Source organism: Ferrimonas futtsuensis DSM 18154, assembly GCF_000422645.1.
In the GTDB taxonomy this organism is placed as follows: Bacteria; Pseudomonadota; Gammaproteobacteria; order Enterobacterales; family Shewanellaceae; genus Ferrimonas; species Ferrimonas futtsuensis.
Window position 1 is genome coordinate 87,716 of record NZ_AUGL01000015.1, and the last position, 15,077, is coordinate 102,792.

The 15,077-nt window shown below is 59.0% G+C and carries 7 protein-coding genes; 4 read left to right on the forward strand and 3 right to left on the reverse strand.

The features are described from left to right. Nucleotides 1–9: 9 nt before the first annotated feature. The gene (locus G505_RS22460) at nt 10–2,439 is read left to right on the forward strand and encodes a putative bifunctional diguanylate cyclase/phosphodiesterase (protein ID WP_051216100.1); all 2,430 of its coding nucleotides are present in this window, start codon (nt 10–12) and stop codon (nt 2,437–2,439) included. Nucleotides 2,440–2,545: 106 nt separating this feature from the next. Here G505_RS22460 and G505_RS0111085 read toward each other — a convergent pair whose 3' ends face one another. Together G505_RS0111085 and G505_RS0111090 are read right to left on the reverse strand one after the other, a co-directional pair. Further along, the gene (locus G505_RS0111085; RefSeq protein WP_028109613.1) at nt 2,546–3,592 is read right to left on the reverse strand and encodes an efflux RND transporter periplasmic adaptor subunit; all 1,047 of its coding nucleotides are present in this window, start codon (nt 3,590–3,592) and stop codon (nt 2,546–2,548) included. Continuing rightward, entirely contained in the window at nt 3,589–6,693 is a 3,105-nt protein-coding gene (locus G505_RS0111090; protein ID WP_028109614.1) for an efflux RND transporter permease subunit, read from the reverse strand. The genes G505_RS0111085 and G505_RS0111090 overlap by 4 nt, the downstream gene beginning before the upstream one ends. A gap of 579 nt (nt 6,694–7,272) precedes the next feature. On the opposite strand from G505_RS0111090, the gene G505_RS0111095 reads away from it, so the two are divergent. The 3 genes from G505_RS0111095 to G505_RS21350 all read left to right on the forward strand — a co-directional run bounded on the left by G505_RS0111095 (nt 7,273) and on the right by G505_RS21350 (nt 12,362). After that, nucleotides 7,273–7,968: a 4Fe-4S dicluster domain-containing protein gene (locus G505_RS0111095; protein ID WP_028109615.1), complete on the forward strand. Its 696-nt coding sequence runs from the start codon at nt 7,273–7,275 to the stop codon at nt 7,966–7,968. 9 nt (nt 7,969–7,977) lie between these two features. Beyond that, a complete protein-coding gene (locus tag G505_RS0111100; RefSeq protein ID WP_028109616.1) occupies nt 7,978–11,028 on the forward strand; it encodes a molybdopterin-dependent oxidoreductase in 3,051 nt (1,016 codons plus the stop codon). Nucleotides 11,029–11,180: 152 nt separating this feature from the next. Next, nucleotides 11,181–12,362, forward strand: coding sequence for an alpha/beta hydrolase (locus tag G505_RS21350; RefSeq protein WP_051216102.1), 1,182 nt, complete (start codon nt 11,181–11,183; stop codon nt 12,360–12,362). Between the two features lie 42 nt (nt 12,363–12,404). Here the strand turns inward: G505_RS21350 and G505_RS0111110 are convergent, their stop codons facing one another. Continuing rightward, nucleotides 12,405–14,828: a TonB-dependent receptor gene (locus tag G505_RS0111110; protein WP_035385331.1), complete on the reverse strand. Its 2,424-nt coding sequence runs from the start codon at nt 14,826–14,828 to the stop codon at nt 12,405–12,407. Between the last annotated feature and the right edge of the window lie 249 nt (nt 14,829–15,077).

Here is a 15,077-nt window from a genome sequence, read left to right on the forward strand (position 1 = left end):
AGGGCGGGGATGAGACTGAATCAGAGACTCAACTGGACCCTGCTCCCCGTAATCACCGTGGTGTTTATTCTGGCCGCCTTGTTGACGGTCAATCAGACCGTCAACAACTCTGAGGCCTACATCGAGCGTAGCCTTGCACTGGAGTTGGAAAACTACCAGAAGCGTCTTGAGGAACAGGCCACCCTGATGGACAACAGCCTAAGGCTTCTCCTCAGTTATCAGGTCGTCCGATCGTTAAAAGCGCCCAGCATCAGTCAAACGGGCAGCCTGTCGCTGCAGTATCTTGTAGAGCAGTTTCATTCCGGTCTGAGTCAGACACTGCCCAATCTCGAGGTGATACAGCTCTACGCACCAAACGGGGAGTTACTGGTCTCTGCAGACAACCAGGATCCTTTCGCTCCTCCCTATCAACCTCATATCCCGGACAATTTGCGGTGGTGGCAGGGGAGCGGACTCAATAACAAGGAGAGCACCGCCTTTTATCTCTACAACGGAGTGGAGGGAGAAACCTACCTGGTGATGCTCAAAGGCTTTGTGCCAGGACTGGCCAATATCCACAACAGTCGGCAACTCTCAGCCGAATCCCGATTTCATGCACTGATGACCCTGAAGCTGGACCGCGCCCTGACGCTTCAGGGAACCATCAGTGAGCCTTCGTCCAGCCTGACAGTGCAGATTGAACCTTCTGGTTCCCACTCCTGGGCGAAAACGGGCAGCCAGCCTCTCTCCGTACTGTTCCAGGGAGAGATCTCTCAGCATCAAGACACCGCCTTCAGCCGTACCCCACTCTTCACCATCAACCTGGCGACAGAGGAAGGAATAGCCTGGCGTGACAGTCATCAGGTCATTAAGTACGAATTACTGCTGTTCTTCTGCTCTTTACTGGCCACCTACGCGCTGCTTAGAGGCTTGATACACCGCTATGTCATTGCGCCAGTGCTGACGTTGGCAGGCCAGGTAAAGCTGCATAAGAAACTTGGGCATCCATTAACAAAGTCTCCTGGACACGACGAGATCTCCCAGCTCAACAACGCCTATGTTTCTCTGCTCTCCAGCGTCAATCAGTTAGCGAGTTTTGACCCTTTGACCGGACTGGCAAATCGCCGAAACTTCCAACAAACCGCTCAGCAGATTCTCGATAAGGATAAGGAGTCGGGTCTGCTGACGGCCCTGTTGTTCATCGATCTGGACAATTTCAAAAGGGTCAATGACAACTACGGCCATGAGACCGGCGATGAACTTCTCAAACAATATGCCCGCCGCCTTCAGGACACGGTCCGCGCCTCGGATCTCGTTCTCTCCTCGCCCAAGAAGCTGATGCTGGCTCGACTGGCAGGCGATGAATTCGCCCTGGTTCTGGGCGGACTGAGAAAGCCGGGCAATGCCGTTGCCGTGGCAAAACGGATTCTGGCGCTCACCAAAGAAGGATTGATGATCGATGACATCAAACATCGAGTTCATGTCAGCCTGGGCATCGCCCTGGCGCCGCAGGATGGACGGGATCTCATCTCATTGATGCACTGTGCTGACACCGCCATGTATCAGGCCAAGGCAAAAGGGAAAGGCCAGTGCATTTTGTTCAATCCAAATCTGGCACAGCAGCAGCAAACTCGGCTGAGTATCGAGCAAGGACTGCAGGAAGCCCTTGAGCGGAAGCAGTTCTACCTCGTGTTTCAGCCCATCCATTTCAGCCGAAACATGCAGTTGTCCGGATTTGAAGCCCTGATTCGCTGCTCTCACCCCGACCTGCTGGAGATGGGGCCGGACGAATACATCCCCGTCGCCGAGTCCAATGGACTGATTCGGCAGATTGACTTCTGGGTCCTGGAGGAGGGACTCAAGGCGTTGGCGAGGCTGAGAGACTCCTATGGCTTTGACGGCAGCATGAGCATCAACCTTTCCGCCATTGAGCTTCAAAACACAGAGCTGTTACTGAAGCTCAATGGGCTTCTTAGCCGATACGCCATCGCCCCCAACAGGGTGGAGCTGGAGATCACCGAAACCATGCTGGTTGACTGGGATGAATCCACCGAACAGTTGCTGGGTGAACTCAGAAAAATGGGCGTAGGGATCGCACTGGACGATTTTGGAACAGGCTATACAGGTTTCAAGCAGCTGATTCGGCACTCCGTCAGCACCCTTAAAATCGATCGCAGCTTCATTAGTGAGCTAGCAGCGGGAACGGAACAAAACCGTCCGCTGGCAGAGGTACTGCTTGAACTCGGCTGTATCTTTAATCTGGACACCGTGGCGGAGGGGGTGGAAACAGAAACTCAATACAGCAGGCTCAAGGCTCTGGGGTGCAATCGCCTGCAAGGTTTCTATCTGTCTAAGCCGTTGAGGTGGGAGAACCTTGACCAGTACCTCAATGAGCAAGGCTATGATGCAAACACAGAAGGAACTCGCGAAAACAGCAACAACTACCCGCTCCTGAACTGATCCCCGAATCACCGGATGCGCCCATCAGGTCAGTCGTGCTCAATACTCACTGAGGGTTGAGCACTCAAGGAATACCAATGTCTGCCGGGAAAGGGAAACCCGATTATCAGCTTCGGCTGCCCTGTACCCGCACCTTCTGCCCTTCACGCAAACGCTCGGCGCCGCGCACGGCCACCTGATCCCCTGGAGCCAACTCCCCTTCGACGGCCACCCAGTCGCCGTCACCATGGCCCACCTCGACCAGCCGACGATGAGCCACGTTGTCCTGATCGATCATCATCACGTAGGAACCCTGGCGACGCAGGATAAGGGCATCACGATGCACCGCCAAAGTCTGACGGGCCTGCTGCACCGGAATCGCCACTTTCACCAACTCACCTGCGGTCAGGTGGTGAGCGTTGTCGGCAGGCAGAGACATTCGCAGCTCAATGGTTTGAGAGCGGGGATCCGCCGCAGGAATGATGGCGCGGATGGTGCCCTGGGTCAGTCGGTTGTCACTCAGTACCTGCAGCGGACGCCCCTTGTCGATGTTGCCCATGTACTTCACCGGCACATGCAGGTGCACCTCCAGGTTGCTGGTGTCCATCATCCGCAACAGCAGGTCGGCACGATTAACGTCGGTGCCCTCCCGCTGCAGCCGCTCAGTGATCACCCCGTCAAAGGGCGCTCGGACATTGGCCCTGGCGAGCTGGTCATTGAGCTGTTTCAGCTTGAGCTGGGCAATCTCAAGATCCGCGTTGGCCAACTCATAACGGCTGCGATTTTCATCCAGTTGATATTCGGCGGCGTTGTTCTGAGCCTGCAGGGTAACCAACCGCTCCAGTTCCCGCTTCAGGTAGCGCAGGTTAATCTGGGCACGGCGGATGCGTGCCTCCTGCTCCAGCTTGGCCAGTTCCAGGGGAAAGGTGTCCATCTTCACCAGCAGTTCACCCTGGCTCACCAGGGTGCCGGGCTCCACCACCCAGGTCAGCTGGCCGCTGACCCCGGCAGTAATGGCGATGTTATGACGGCTGTGCACTGTCCCCAGCAGCTTGGCGGTGGGAGACAAATCGGTATGGCGCACCTCGGCCACTTCGACTGGTGTCGCTGGCGGCTCGTTGGCCACAGCTCCAAAGCTGAGCAGGGCCAGCAGCAGTAGTTTCAGGTGTGTCATCCTCTCACCTCCAGAGGCACCGCCACAGGCTGGCCCTCGTCACTTTCTTGTTTAGAGTGTCCCTCCCCCATTCTCAGCAGGGCGGGCAGTAAAATCAGGGTAAACAAGGCACTGATGGCCATGCCACCAACGATCACCGTGGCCAGCCCACGGTAGATCTCCGAGCCCACCCCAGGCATCAGCATCAGCGGCAGCATGCCAAACAGGCTGGTCAGGGTACTCATGTACACAGGTCGGGCCCGGATACGCACAGCCTGGGCCACCGCCTCACGCCGTGCAAGCCCCTCAGCTTCCCCCCGGCGAGTCTGGTCCACCAGCAAGATGGCGTTGTTCACCACCAGCCCCAGCAGGATGATAAAACCGATCATGGTCAGCAGATCCAGAGACTGGAAGGTCACCAGATTCAGCAATGCCAAGGCGATCACCCCACCGCCGGTAGCCAGCGGCATCACCAGCAGCACCAGCAGACTGTCCTTAGCCGACTTGAACAGCGCGGTCATCAGCAAAAACAGGATCACCAGGGCCAGGGCAAAGTTCACCAGCATCTCGTCGATGGCCTCGGCCATCTTGTTGGCGTTGCCACTGAGCTTGATGGTGGCATTGGCCGGCAGCACCTGGCGCATCTCGGGCAGCACACTGTCGTTGAGCTTGCTCAGGGCTTCCTCCATGGACATATCCTCCGGCGGGGAGATCTCCAGGCTGATGGTGCGCTTGCCATCCACCCGCCGGAGCTGGGTTGGCCCCACGGTGCGCCGCACCTCCGCCAGCTCTCCCAGGGTCTGCAAACCCGCCAAGGGAGTGTGCACCGGCAGCGCGGCCAGCTCCTCGGGGGTACGCCATTCGCTGCCCCGCAGGATGACGTTCATCCTGTCGTTGCCGTCGAAATACTCACTGATAAACAGACCGTCGGTGTAGGCCCGCACCGTGTTGGCCACGTCGGCCCGACTCAGCCCCGCCTGGGTGATTCGCCTGTCGTTGGGGATCAGTTGCAATTCGGGTTCTGCAATGGCCAATCCGGGCACCGGCCGGGCACTGACCCCGGGCATAGCCGCCTGAATCGCCGCCAGTCCCGCCTGGGCCGTATCAATCAGCTGCTCCAGCTCCGGACCCTGAATGTTGACGCTGATGGAGCGGCCATTGCCACCGCCACTGACGTTAATCATCGATCCCCGGAACAGGAACACCTGAGTATCGGGCAGTCCCGCCAGGATCTCCTCCTGAACCACCGCCATCAACTCCTCCACATGGGTTGGGTCCGCCGCATAGATAAAGCCGCCGCTGAACCCGGCCCCGAAAGAGTAGAAATTGTAGCTCTTGATGGCAGGCTGACGTTCGCCACTCAGATGGGGCTGAATGCGCTCGCGCACCAACTGGGCCATCTCCCGATCCACATACTCCAGGTTGCCCCCCGGCGGCAGGCTGATGTTAAAAAAGAAGCCGTCAATAGGTGCCCTGGGCATAAAGTCGGTCCTGGGCATCAGCAGCAGGGTCACCGCAGCAGAACCGCCCAGCAGCCCCGCCACCCACAAGGTGCGACGCAGCGGCGTCGCGGTCAGGCTCATCACCAGCCGCGTGAGTCTTGTCCAGTAGCCCTGGAAAGGGTCGTTATCACTGATGCCCGCCAGCCAGTACTTGCTGGCGATGGGCAGCACGGTAATAGCAGTAATCAGAGAAGCCAGTACCGCAATAGACAAGGTCAGGGCCAGATCAGAAAACAGCTGGCCCTCGATTCCCTCCATGAACAGAATCGGCAGGAAGATGGCCACGCTGGTGGCGGTGGAGGCAAACAGGGCCCCGGTCACCTGCATTGCCCCCTTGAGCACCGCCTTATGACTGGCCATCCCCTCATTGCGCAGACGGACAATGTTCTCCTGGACGATGATCGCCGCATCCAGTACCAGTCCCACGGAGAATGCCAGACCGGCCAGAGAGATCACATTGAGGCTTCGGTCAAACAGGCTGAGCCCCAGGAAGGCCACCATGATGGAGATGGGAATGGTGGTGGCGATGATCAGGGTGGTCCTCACACCTCGGAGGAACAGCCACAGGATCCCCAACGCCAGCATCACCCCCAACCCCAGGTTGCTCTTCACCAGAGTCAGGGCGTTACGGATGTGCACCGAGGAGTCGAAACTGAGATCGATGGCCAACCCCGCCTCTGCCAGGGGGCCGACATTGAGCTCGTCAATGGCCCGATTCACCTCATCCAGCAGGGTCACCGTATTGGCGTCGCTGGCCCGGCTCAGGGTGATGTAGTAGGCGGGCGAGCCGTTTCTCAGGGTAAAGCCGAAACGGTCCACCAGAGTATCCTCGACGGTGGCGATGTCCTGCAGATAGATGGGCCGGTCGTTCTGATAGCCAACGATCATCTCGCTGAGGTTCTGCACGTCGTACTGACCGGCAAAACGCACCGTGTACTGACGGCGTCCTACATCGGCAAAGCCGCCGGACACGTCAGATGCCCGGGCGATGGTCTGGCTGATCTGGTTTACCTGAATTCCCATGGCGGCGGCCGCGAAGGGATCGAAGCTGATCCTCAGTTCCCTGGGGCGCTGCGAGTTAAGGTTGACCTGGCTGATCCCCTGGATGCGCGCCAGCCTTGGCTCCACCACGTCTTCAATCAGTTTCTGATACTGGTCGATCTCCTGCACCGGATTGTCCGGCAGAATCTTCACCAGCAGGGAAGCGGCATTAGGGCCGTCGCGCCCCCCGCCCACCGCCACCCTAGGCTCGAAGGCATCGAGCGGCAGCGGCGGTGCCTGGTTAAGGTTATTGATCACATCCAGCATCGCCTGCTGCATGTCGGTGCCCACATCGAAGGTGAGGGTGATATTGCCAAACCCACTGTTGATGGTGGTGGCCACATCCACCACCCCACGGGTGTTCTTAACCACGTTCTCCTGAGGCTCGATGATCACCGACTCCAACTCCTCCGGGGCGGCACTGCGCCAACCGGTGGAGATGGTGATCTGCGGCTGCTCAATATCCGGGGTCAGCTGAATCGGCAGCTTCAGCATCGCCAAGGTACCAAACAGGAAGATCAGCGCCACGATGACCAGCACAGCGGCAGGATTTTTCAGTGAAGAGCGGGAGAGGTTCATCGCCGTTGTCCGAAAATTTTTCGCTCAAGTATACTGGCCTGCTCACAGCAAGTTGTTATTAAAGTGTTTCAGAATTTAAGGTGGCGTGCCTCACCCGGTCTCGGCACATACACCAAACCGATGCAGAGGACTTATTTAATGGCAGTCACACTTGTCTTGAAGAAAAAATTTATTGATTCCAATCACGTTATTTATATCCACATTTAGTTTTTTCTATTATGAATAATGCCAGCCAAGCCATATATTGAAACTCAGGCATTAAATTTTCTTCCTCATGAAAATTAACCCACCTTAAGTCACATGCTCGCACTGGTGAACTTTCCGCCAAAACAAGCGTCAGGCCGCGTAAACATGGGCCTGGCAAGGCAACCTCTCATTAACACCCGACAGAAACAGATTACATTGCACTATCCGCAAGACACGATTTTCGCTATTGGAAAGATGGGAGCACCTCTGCAATACAACGCTTAAAATATAGCTAATGCTCCCCTCTTAATTCCGTTTCAACTATTTTATCCCCTGCCCAGTTTCTCTTTATTCAGCCTTGCCAAATTGGCCGGGCATATTAAAGGACCTCTTATGTTAGACAGACGTTCATTACTCAAAATGGCGGCAGGGAGTGCGGCTCTGACCCTGATCCCCAGCACCAGCCTGCTGGCCCAGACCCAGGGTAAGCGCATGGCCATGGTGTTCGACGTTCGCCGTTGTACCGGTTGCCTCTCCTGCAGCGTTTCCTGCTCCATCGAGAACCAGGTACCCGAAGGCCGCGCCCGTACCCGGGTGACCCAATCCTCTGTGGAAACCGCAGACGGTGTGGCCACCCTGGCGGTGCCCAACCAGTGTAACCACTGTGAGAACCCCTCCTGCGTCGAGGTGTGCCCTAAGAACGCCACCTATAAGCGTCCGGAAGATGGCATCGTAGTCATCGATTACGACAAGTGCATCCACTGTCAGCGCTGCGTTAAAGCCTGTCCCTACGGCGCCCGCCGCAAGGATCCCAAGTACAAGACCGCGCCTGAGAAATGTAACTTCTGCGTGCACCGCCTGGAGCAGGGCCTGCTGCCCGCCTGTGTGGAAACCTGCATCGGCGAAGCCCGGGTATTTGGCGATCTGAACGATCCCAACAGCGACGTGGCCAAGCTGGTTCGCGACAACAAGGTATACGGCATGCTGCCCGAGTCTGGCAACCTGCCCAGCATCCTCTACATCGGCCTGCCACAGCCCAGCGATGACAAGAAGATCCTGAAACTCAACCACCTGGAATGGCAACGATAGGAGATGACGATGGACAGAAGAAGCTTTATCACCCGCGCCGGCATCGTCACCGCTGCGGCCGCCACCGGCACCGCCTGCAGCTCCACCCCCAAGGGTGGCGAGCCCGCGCCATTGAACGTGGCCAAGAGCAATACCCGCTTTGGTAATCCCCTGCCGACCGAAGCCCAGCTGGGTGCCGACGGCAAGCTGCACAAGACCCCGGGCATCCGCACCATGTACACCCGCTGCTTCACCTGCAACAACATGTGCGGCCTGCGCGTGCGCATCGACGAAGCCAGCGACAAGGTGCTCAAGGTCGGCGGTAACCCCTACTGCGAGATGAACTCCGGCTCTCCCCTGCCCCTGAGCATGCCGGTCCGTGACAGCTATGCCGCTCTGGCAGGCAACACCGGCCTGGAAAACCGCGCCACCACCTGTGGCAAAGGCGCCAGTGGCGTTGGCTGTGTGGACGACCCACGCCGTGTCACCCAGGTGCTCAAGCGTGTGGGCAAGCGCGGCGAAGGCAAATGGAAGAGCATCAGCTACGAGCAGGCCCTGACCGAGATCCTCGAAGGGGGCGACCTGTTCGGAGAAGGCCACGTGGAGGGCATCAAGGCGATTCGTCAACTGGATAAGCCAGCAGTTCCGGGCTATCCGGAATTCGGCTCCGCCGCCAACCGCCTGCTGGCCACCTTCGGTGAAGAGGATACCCTGCGCGGCAGCCTCTACGCGCGCTTCATGCGTCAGGCCTACGGCACCGTGAACCTGGTGACCAAGCACGCCTACTGTGGTGCGCCCACCGGCATCGGCTATGGCATCGGCCTGGCTCCCGGCCTGGAGCCCGGCCTGGGTGACATCGACTGGGATAACGTCGAGTACGCCATGTTCCTGGGTACCGCCCCAGGGTCCTCCGGCGCCAGCCTGAACCTGCTGGGTCGCAACCTGGCAGACGCCCGTGTCGAGCGCAACCTCAAGTACACCAGCGTCGACCCCCTGCTGCGTACCGAGGTGGCCAACGACACCCGTGCCCAGTGGCTGCCCATTCGCCCCGGCCGCGACGCCGCCTTTATGATGGCGATGATGCAGGTGATGTTCACTGAGAACTGGTTTAACGCCGAATTCCTGGCGATTCCCAACGCCGACGCCGCCAAGGCTGCCGGTGAAGTGAACCACAGCAACGCCAGCCACCTAGTGGTCACCGACGCCAAGCACAAGGACCTCACCCTGTTCGCCAAAGCCTCCGACTTCGGCGTGGGCGGCGACGAAGCCATGGTGGTTGAGAACGGCAAACTGGTTTCCGCCAACCTGGCGAAGAAGGCCGATCTGTTCGTCGACGGCCTGTTCACCGATGTTAACGGCAATCAGGTTCAGCTGACCTCCTCCCTGGCCCTGCTCAAGGCCCAGGCCAACCAGGCGCCTCTGGCCTCGCTGTCTGCCGACTGCGGTATCCAGCAATCCCAGATCAAGCAGGCCGCCAAGGACCTGACTCACCATGGCCGCAAGGCCACGGTAGTGACCAACTCCGGTGCCAACAGTGGTGATGCCATCATGGTCGGCTGGCTGGTGTCCACCATGAACACCCTGATCGGTTCCCACGACGCCAAGGGCGGTACCCTGTATGCCAACGGCGCCTACTGGGGCTTCGAAGGCAATTACAACCTGGGTGGTTTCGACGGTGAACTGGATGTCAGCGCAGACATCAACATCTGCCGCTCCGGCGCCTATGAGGACTCCACCGAGTACAAGCAGAAGGTGGCCAAGGGCGAGAACCCCTACCCCGCCAGCGACATGTGGCACAACCTGGTGGCAGGCTACGCCTCCTTCAACGCCGCCGAGGCGCTGACCGCCCACACCAATGCCAACCCCTACACCGCCAAGGCCCTGTTCAACTGGCGCAGCAACGCCCTGTACAGTGCCGCCTCCATCAGCAACGATGTGGAGAAGGCGCTGGTGGACACCGACAAACTGCCTCTGTTTGTCGCCATCGACTGCTACATGAACGAAACCAACCGCTACGCCGACTACTTCATCCCGGATCGCGTGATGTACGAAGAGTACGCCGCCGACCGCATGTGGGGCGCATTCAAACTGGGTGTGGTCGCAGGTGCGCCTCTGGTGACCCCGCGTACCCCCAAGAACGCCAAGGGCCAGCATATCTGCATGGAGCAGTTCATGATCGATATGGCCATGGCCATGGACTTGCCCGGCTTCGGTAAGGGTGCCATCCCCGCCGCCGACGGTCGCAAGGTGGACCTGCTGACCTTCGAAGACTGGCACTCCCGCTACCTGGCCAACATCGCCGCCCAGTGCAGCAAGCTGCCAGCGGTATCCGATGAGGACCGCGAGTGGGCGGCCCTGGAGTACTCCATGGCGCCTCTGCGTCCCCGCCTGACCGGCGAGGAAGCGGCCAAGGTGGAAGCCCTGCTCTCCCGCGGTGGTTACTACGAGGAAGCCGAGCGATACGACGGCAACTTCATCAATGGCGGCGGCGGCAAGTTCCTGCAGATCTACAACGCCGACATGGCTCAGCTGCGCCACTGCCACTCTGGCGAGCGTTATCCTGGCGTGCCCTCCTACGAAGCCAAACGCTTCTGGAACGGCGACACCTGGGAGCAGCACTGGCCTGAGAAGGAGTTCCCGCTGCTGTTCTCCAACTACAAGCCGACCCTGCGCTCCAACTACTCCGCCGCCTTTGACCGCTGCGCCGAGGTAACACCGCAGAACTTCGTCTACATGAACATCGATACCGCCGCCGAGATGGGGCTGACCGATGGTGACAAGGTTCGGGTGGTATCCGGCAACGGCACCCCAGCCGAAGGCGTGCTGCAGGCGGACTCCGGTGTGGCCAAAGGCTCCGTGTGTGTGTCCCACTGCTTCGGTCACAAGAAGGCCTATGGTGCAGACACCCGCATAATCGACGGCAAGGTCATCGAAGGCATCGCCCGCCGTGGCGGCGGTACTGCGGTGAATCAGATGATCCCCGCCGATCCGACCCGTCCCGGCAAGGTCTCCATGCTCAACGACTACTACGCCGGCACCAACTGCCGTCAAGGCATTCCAGTAAGAGTGGAAAAGGCGTAAGCCTGACCCGTTTTTGCTAGCGCACGAGCCCTGCTAAACAGCAGGGCTCTTTTTTTGAAGGAACAAGCTAAAACTTGGTTACGTTATGGACTGGTGCCGGTGAGGGAGGGTTGCGTAGGATAGAGGGATATTGCCGATATGGAGTTCATCACTTGCTCAGACTGCTGTTGCCCATTACCGCCGCCCTGTTGTTGCTGGCCTGCATTCAGACGCCACAGGGAGAAAGCTATCAGACCTCCTCATCCCTGCCCGGTTTCGAGCAATCCAGCTTCGATGCCTACCGGGAGGAAACCCGGCGGTGGCTGAGGGACAACCGCGCCTTTGTCTCCGGTGACACCCTGGCAGAGATTGAGGCCAACACGCCGTTCGAGGTGATCCCCCACGAAGGGGCCAGGCGAGGAATACTGCTGGTGCACGGCTTGAGCGACTCGCCCACCTACTTCGAAGACATCGCCCAGAGCCTGGCGAATCGTGGCTTCCTAGTGCGCACCCTGCTGCTGCCGGGCCACGGAAGTCGCCCGGCGGACCTGCAACTGGCCAGTCTTCAGAGCTGGAACCGGGCCGTGGCTCACCACACCAAACTGCTGGGCGAACAAGTGGATGAACTGTGGTTGGGGGGCTTCTCCACCGGCGCCAACCTTGTCACCACCGAAGCGATAGATAACCCCAGAATCGACGGCTTGCTGCTGTTCTCCCCCGGGTTTGAACCCAGGTTTAAAACCACCGCCCTCTCCCCCTACCTGGACTGGCTGGTGACCTGGGCCAACCTGGACCCGGAAACCAACTACTACCGCTATGAGTCGCTGACCATGCACGGCGCAGCCCTCTACTACCAAAGTTCGGTGCAGGTACGCGACGCCCTGGTCCGCAAGGGGGTCGACCGCCCGGCCCTGGTGACCATCAGCGCCGCCGACAGCGTGATTGCGCCCCAGGGGGTGCTGTCGCTGTTCCAAGAGCACTTCACCCACCCCGGTAGCCAGTTGGTGTGGTATGGCGAGCTGGAGACGCCGCCCTCCAGAACCACCACCCTGCCTGGACGCCTGCCCAAACAGCGAATCGCCAGCATCGCCCACATGAGTGTGTTGTTCAGGCCGGACAATAAGTACTATGGCCGGCAGGGGCGTTATCGCATTTGTGACAATGGCCAGAGCGAACAGCTGGAAGCAGCCTGTCCACAGAACCCGCAGCCTTGGTACGGCGCCTGGGGCACCAAGGAGCCTGACCAGATGGTGGCCAGGCTCAGCTGGAATCCCTACTACCGTGAGCTGGAGGCGCAACTGGACTCGATGATCGCCAGCGCCGATGGCCGAGGCAGAACCGCCAGACTGAAATAACAAAGGGGAGCCGATGGCTCCCCTTTTCATTGAGTCGTCAGGTTAGAGACGATAGGTCAGACTCAGACTGAAGTTGCGCTCTTCGCCAGGCATCCCGCCTAGGAACATCGCCTTCTCGTAGTAGGTCTCGTCAAACAGGTTATCCAGGTTTGCTTGCAGCTTCCAGTCGCTGGCATCGTAGGCGATGGCCGCATCCACCTTGGTGTAGGCGGGCACATGGCCATCGGGGATGCCGAAGGCGCTGGAGTGGGTGCTGCGCTCATCCACGTAGGCTGCGCCCAGACTCAGGCTCAGGGGCTGATTCAGGTTAAACCACTGGGCATCGTAGGTCACCCAGGCACTGGCGGTCACCTTTGGCACCCCTTTTTGAGGTACATCGTAGGTGCTGCGAGTCGGGTCCTTCTTGTCGCGGGCATCCTGATACATGGCGTTGATGTTCAGCTTCCACTGCTCATTCAGGTGGGCATTCATGTCCAGCTCCACCCCCTTGGTCTGCTCCTCACCGTCATACAGGTACTGAGGCACCTCGGGACCGGTCACACCCTCCTCGTAGAGAGGGTTGGTGAAACGCAGGTTGGTGCGTGAGCTTTCGAACACCACCAGGGAGGCCAGCAGCTGATCGTCGAACCCTTTATAGCGGATGCCGACGTCATTGCTGATGGACTCGGAGTCCTTGCGATCGGAGTCATCACCGGCAACGCTGCCCAGAATGCTGTAGGCGGTGCGCCCCTTGGAGTGGTTGATGAACAGTGACAGGTTGTCGCTCGGCATGTAGGTCACACCCAGGTTGTAGGTCACGCCGTTGTCCTTGGTGTCCTGCTCAGGAGTGGGCTGGGCACGGCTGGCACTGTAGCGCGGGTCCACACCGAAATGCTCATAGCTCTGCTCAATCTCGTTGAACGCCACGCCGATGCGGGTGGTCAGGCCCCAGTCCAGGTAAGCCACGTGCTGAATGCCCACCCCCCAGGCGCTGACGGTCTTGTTGTAGTTGGCGGTCATCAGAGGATCGTAGTCTTCGAAGCTGCCATCGCCCCAGTTGGGGTTACGCAGATCGTAGATGTAGGGCAGCTGGCCCTGATAGATGACCTCGCCGTCGGAATTTTTGATCACCTTGTCGGCGTCGTAGATGGAGTACTGCTTGAAACGGATATCCCGGTCTTCGTAGTTGGCGTTGACCAGCAGCTCGTTGTCGATGCCGCCCAGGCTGAAGTCGTAGCGCAGATCTGCGAAGTACTGCCAGGAGGACTCATCCGCCTCCACCTTACGGTACTCCTGACGGCGGGCCGCATAGGGGTAGAGCACCCCGTCTTCCACCAGCGGCGCCCGGGGATCGGCGTTGATGGTGCCGCGGCGGTTCCAGTAGACGTAGTTGTAGGCACCGGTTTGACGGGCAAAACCACTGTCATAGTTGCGATACTGCAGCTGCTGGTTGAGGAACAGTTCAGGGGTGAAGTGGATGTTGTGGGTCAGCTTGAATCTGAGCTCCTCCCCTTCATTGTCCCTGGCCATGGGGGAGATGAGATTGGAGTCCCCCAGATCGACAGGTTCCAGACCATCACCGGAGGCCAGGGAGTCCGCCAGCTGCTGACGCTGTTCGTCGGTCAATTGCAGGCCAACGCCGTTGGGATCGTTGATGAGGTCTTCCCAGGTCACTTCGCCTGCCGATTTGCCGCCGGTTGAGTCGGCGTTGTAGATGCGGATCGGGTGACCGATGGAGTCCACGGCGATGGCATCTTTGATGTAGGCCACGGAGAACAGCAGGTCCTGATCGTCGCTCAACAGCCCCTTGAGGGAGGCATACACTTCGTCACGATCGGTGCCGACACCACGGTAGCCGTCACTGCGGGCACTCTTGGCCACCAGCCGGTAGGCGGTGTTGTCGCTCAGGGCGGCTGTGCTGTCCAGGGCCAGGGAGTAGGTGTCCCACTGGCCGACTTCGCCGGTGAATTCGTGGCTGGAGTCAAACTGAGGCTTTTTCTCAATCAGGTTGATCACCCCGCCGGCGCTGCCCATGCCATAGAGGCCGGTCGCCGGCCCCTTGAGCACCTCGATGGACTCGACGTTGGTCATGGAGCGGGTGGGGTTGAAGGTGTTGCCCAGGCCGGCACCACCATACATGCCATCGTAGGTATAGTTGGCCCCCAGGCCACGGATCACCAGGTTGTCACCGATGCCGTAGTTGTTGCCTGCCTGGGTCAGGCCACTGATGTTGCGCACCAGATCCTGCAGCTTGTCGGCTCCCTGTGCCTGAATCAGATCCTTGTCGATCACCACCACTGCCGCCGGGGTCTCCATCAGAGACATGTCTGACTTGGTGGCAAGACCGGAGTTCATCACCACTTGGTTCTGTCGACCGTAGACGGTAATGCGCTCAGGCTGGTCCACTTTCTCTTCCGCGGCATGGGCCATCTGGGGCATCAGGGCCGCGGTACACGCCATGGCCAATAGGGAGTAACGAAACTGCATCTTTGTAAACCTCTGCAAACTATTCGAGGCGAATGATAATCAGTTTCATTTTCACTTCAAGGAAATATTCTGATAAATGAGGGTGATAAAATCATATTCAATGGCGAAAGTGAGATATCCGGTACTTTTTCACCAAATCCTGTTTCATTAGGTTGGCCATTGTTAAATGGCCGTTAACCACGCAGGAGCTTCGAGGCTCATCCCACCACCATTTTAAGTAATTCTGCCAAAGGACTTAATTGAGGCTTT

What these genes read in the sequence shown, in the direction of transcription:
- G505_RS0111100 (WP_028109616.1), top strand. Translation starts at nt 7,978, where the DNA reads ATGGACAGAAGAAGCTTTATCACCCGCGCCGGCATCGTCACCGCTGCG.
- G505_RS0111110 (WP_035385331.1), bottom strand. Translation starts at nt 14,828, where the DNA reads ATGCAGTTTCGTTACTCCCTATTGGCCATGGCGTGTACCGCGGCCCTG.
- G505_RS22460 (WP_051216100.1), top strand. Translation starts at nt 10, where the DNA reads ATGAGACTGAATCAGAGACTCAACTGGACCCTGCTCCCCGTAATCACC.
- G505_RS0111090 (WP_028109614.1), bottom strand. Translation starts at nt 6,693, where the DNA reads ATGAACCTCTCCCGCTCTTCACTGAAAAATCCTGCCGCTGTGCTGGTC.
- G505_RS0111085 (WP_028109613.1), bottom strand. Translation starts at nt 3,592, where the DNA reads ATGACACACCTGAAACTACTGCTGCTGGCCCTGCTCAGCTTTGGAGCT.
- G505_RS0111095 (WP_028109615.1), top strand. Translation starts at nt 7,273, where the DNA reads ATGTTAGACAGACGTTCATTACTCAAAATGGCGGCAGGGAGTGCGGCT.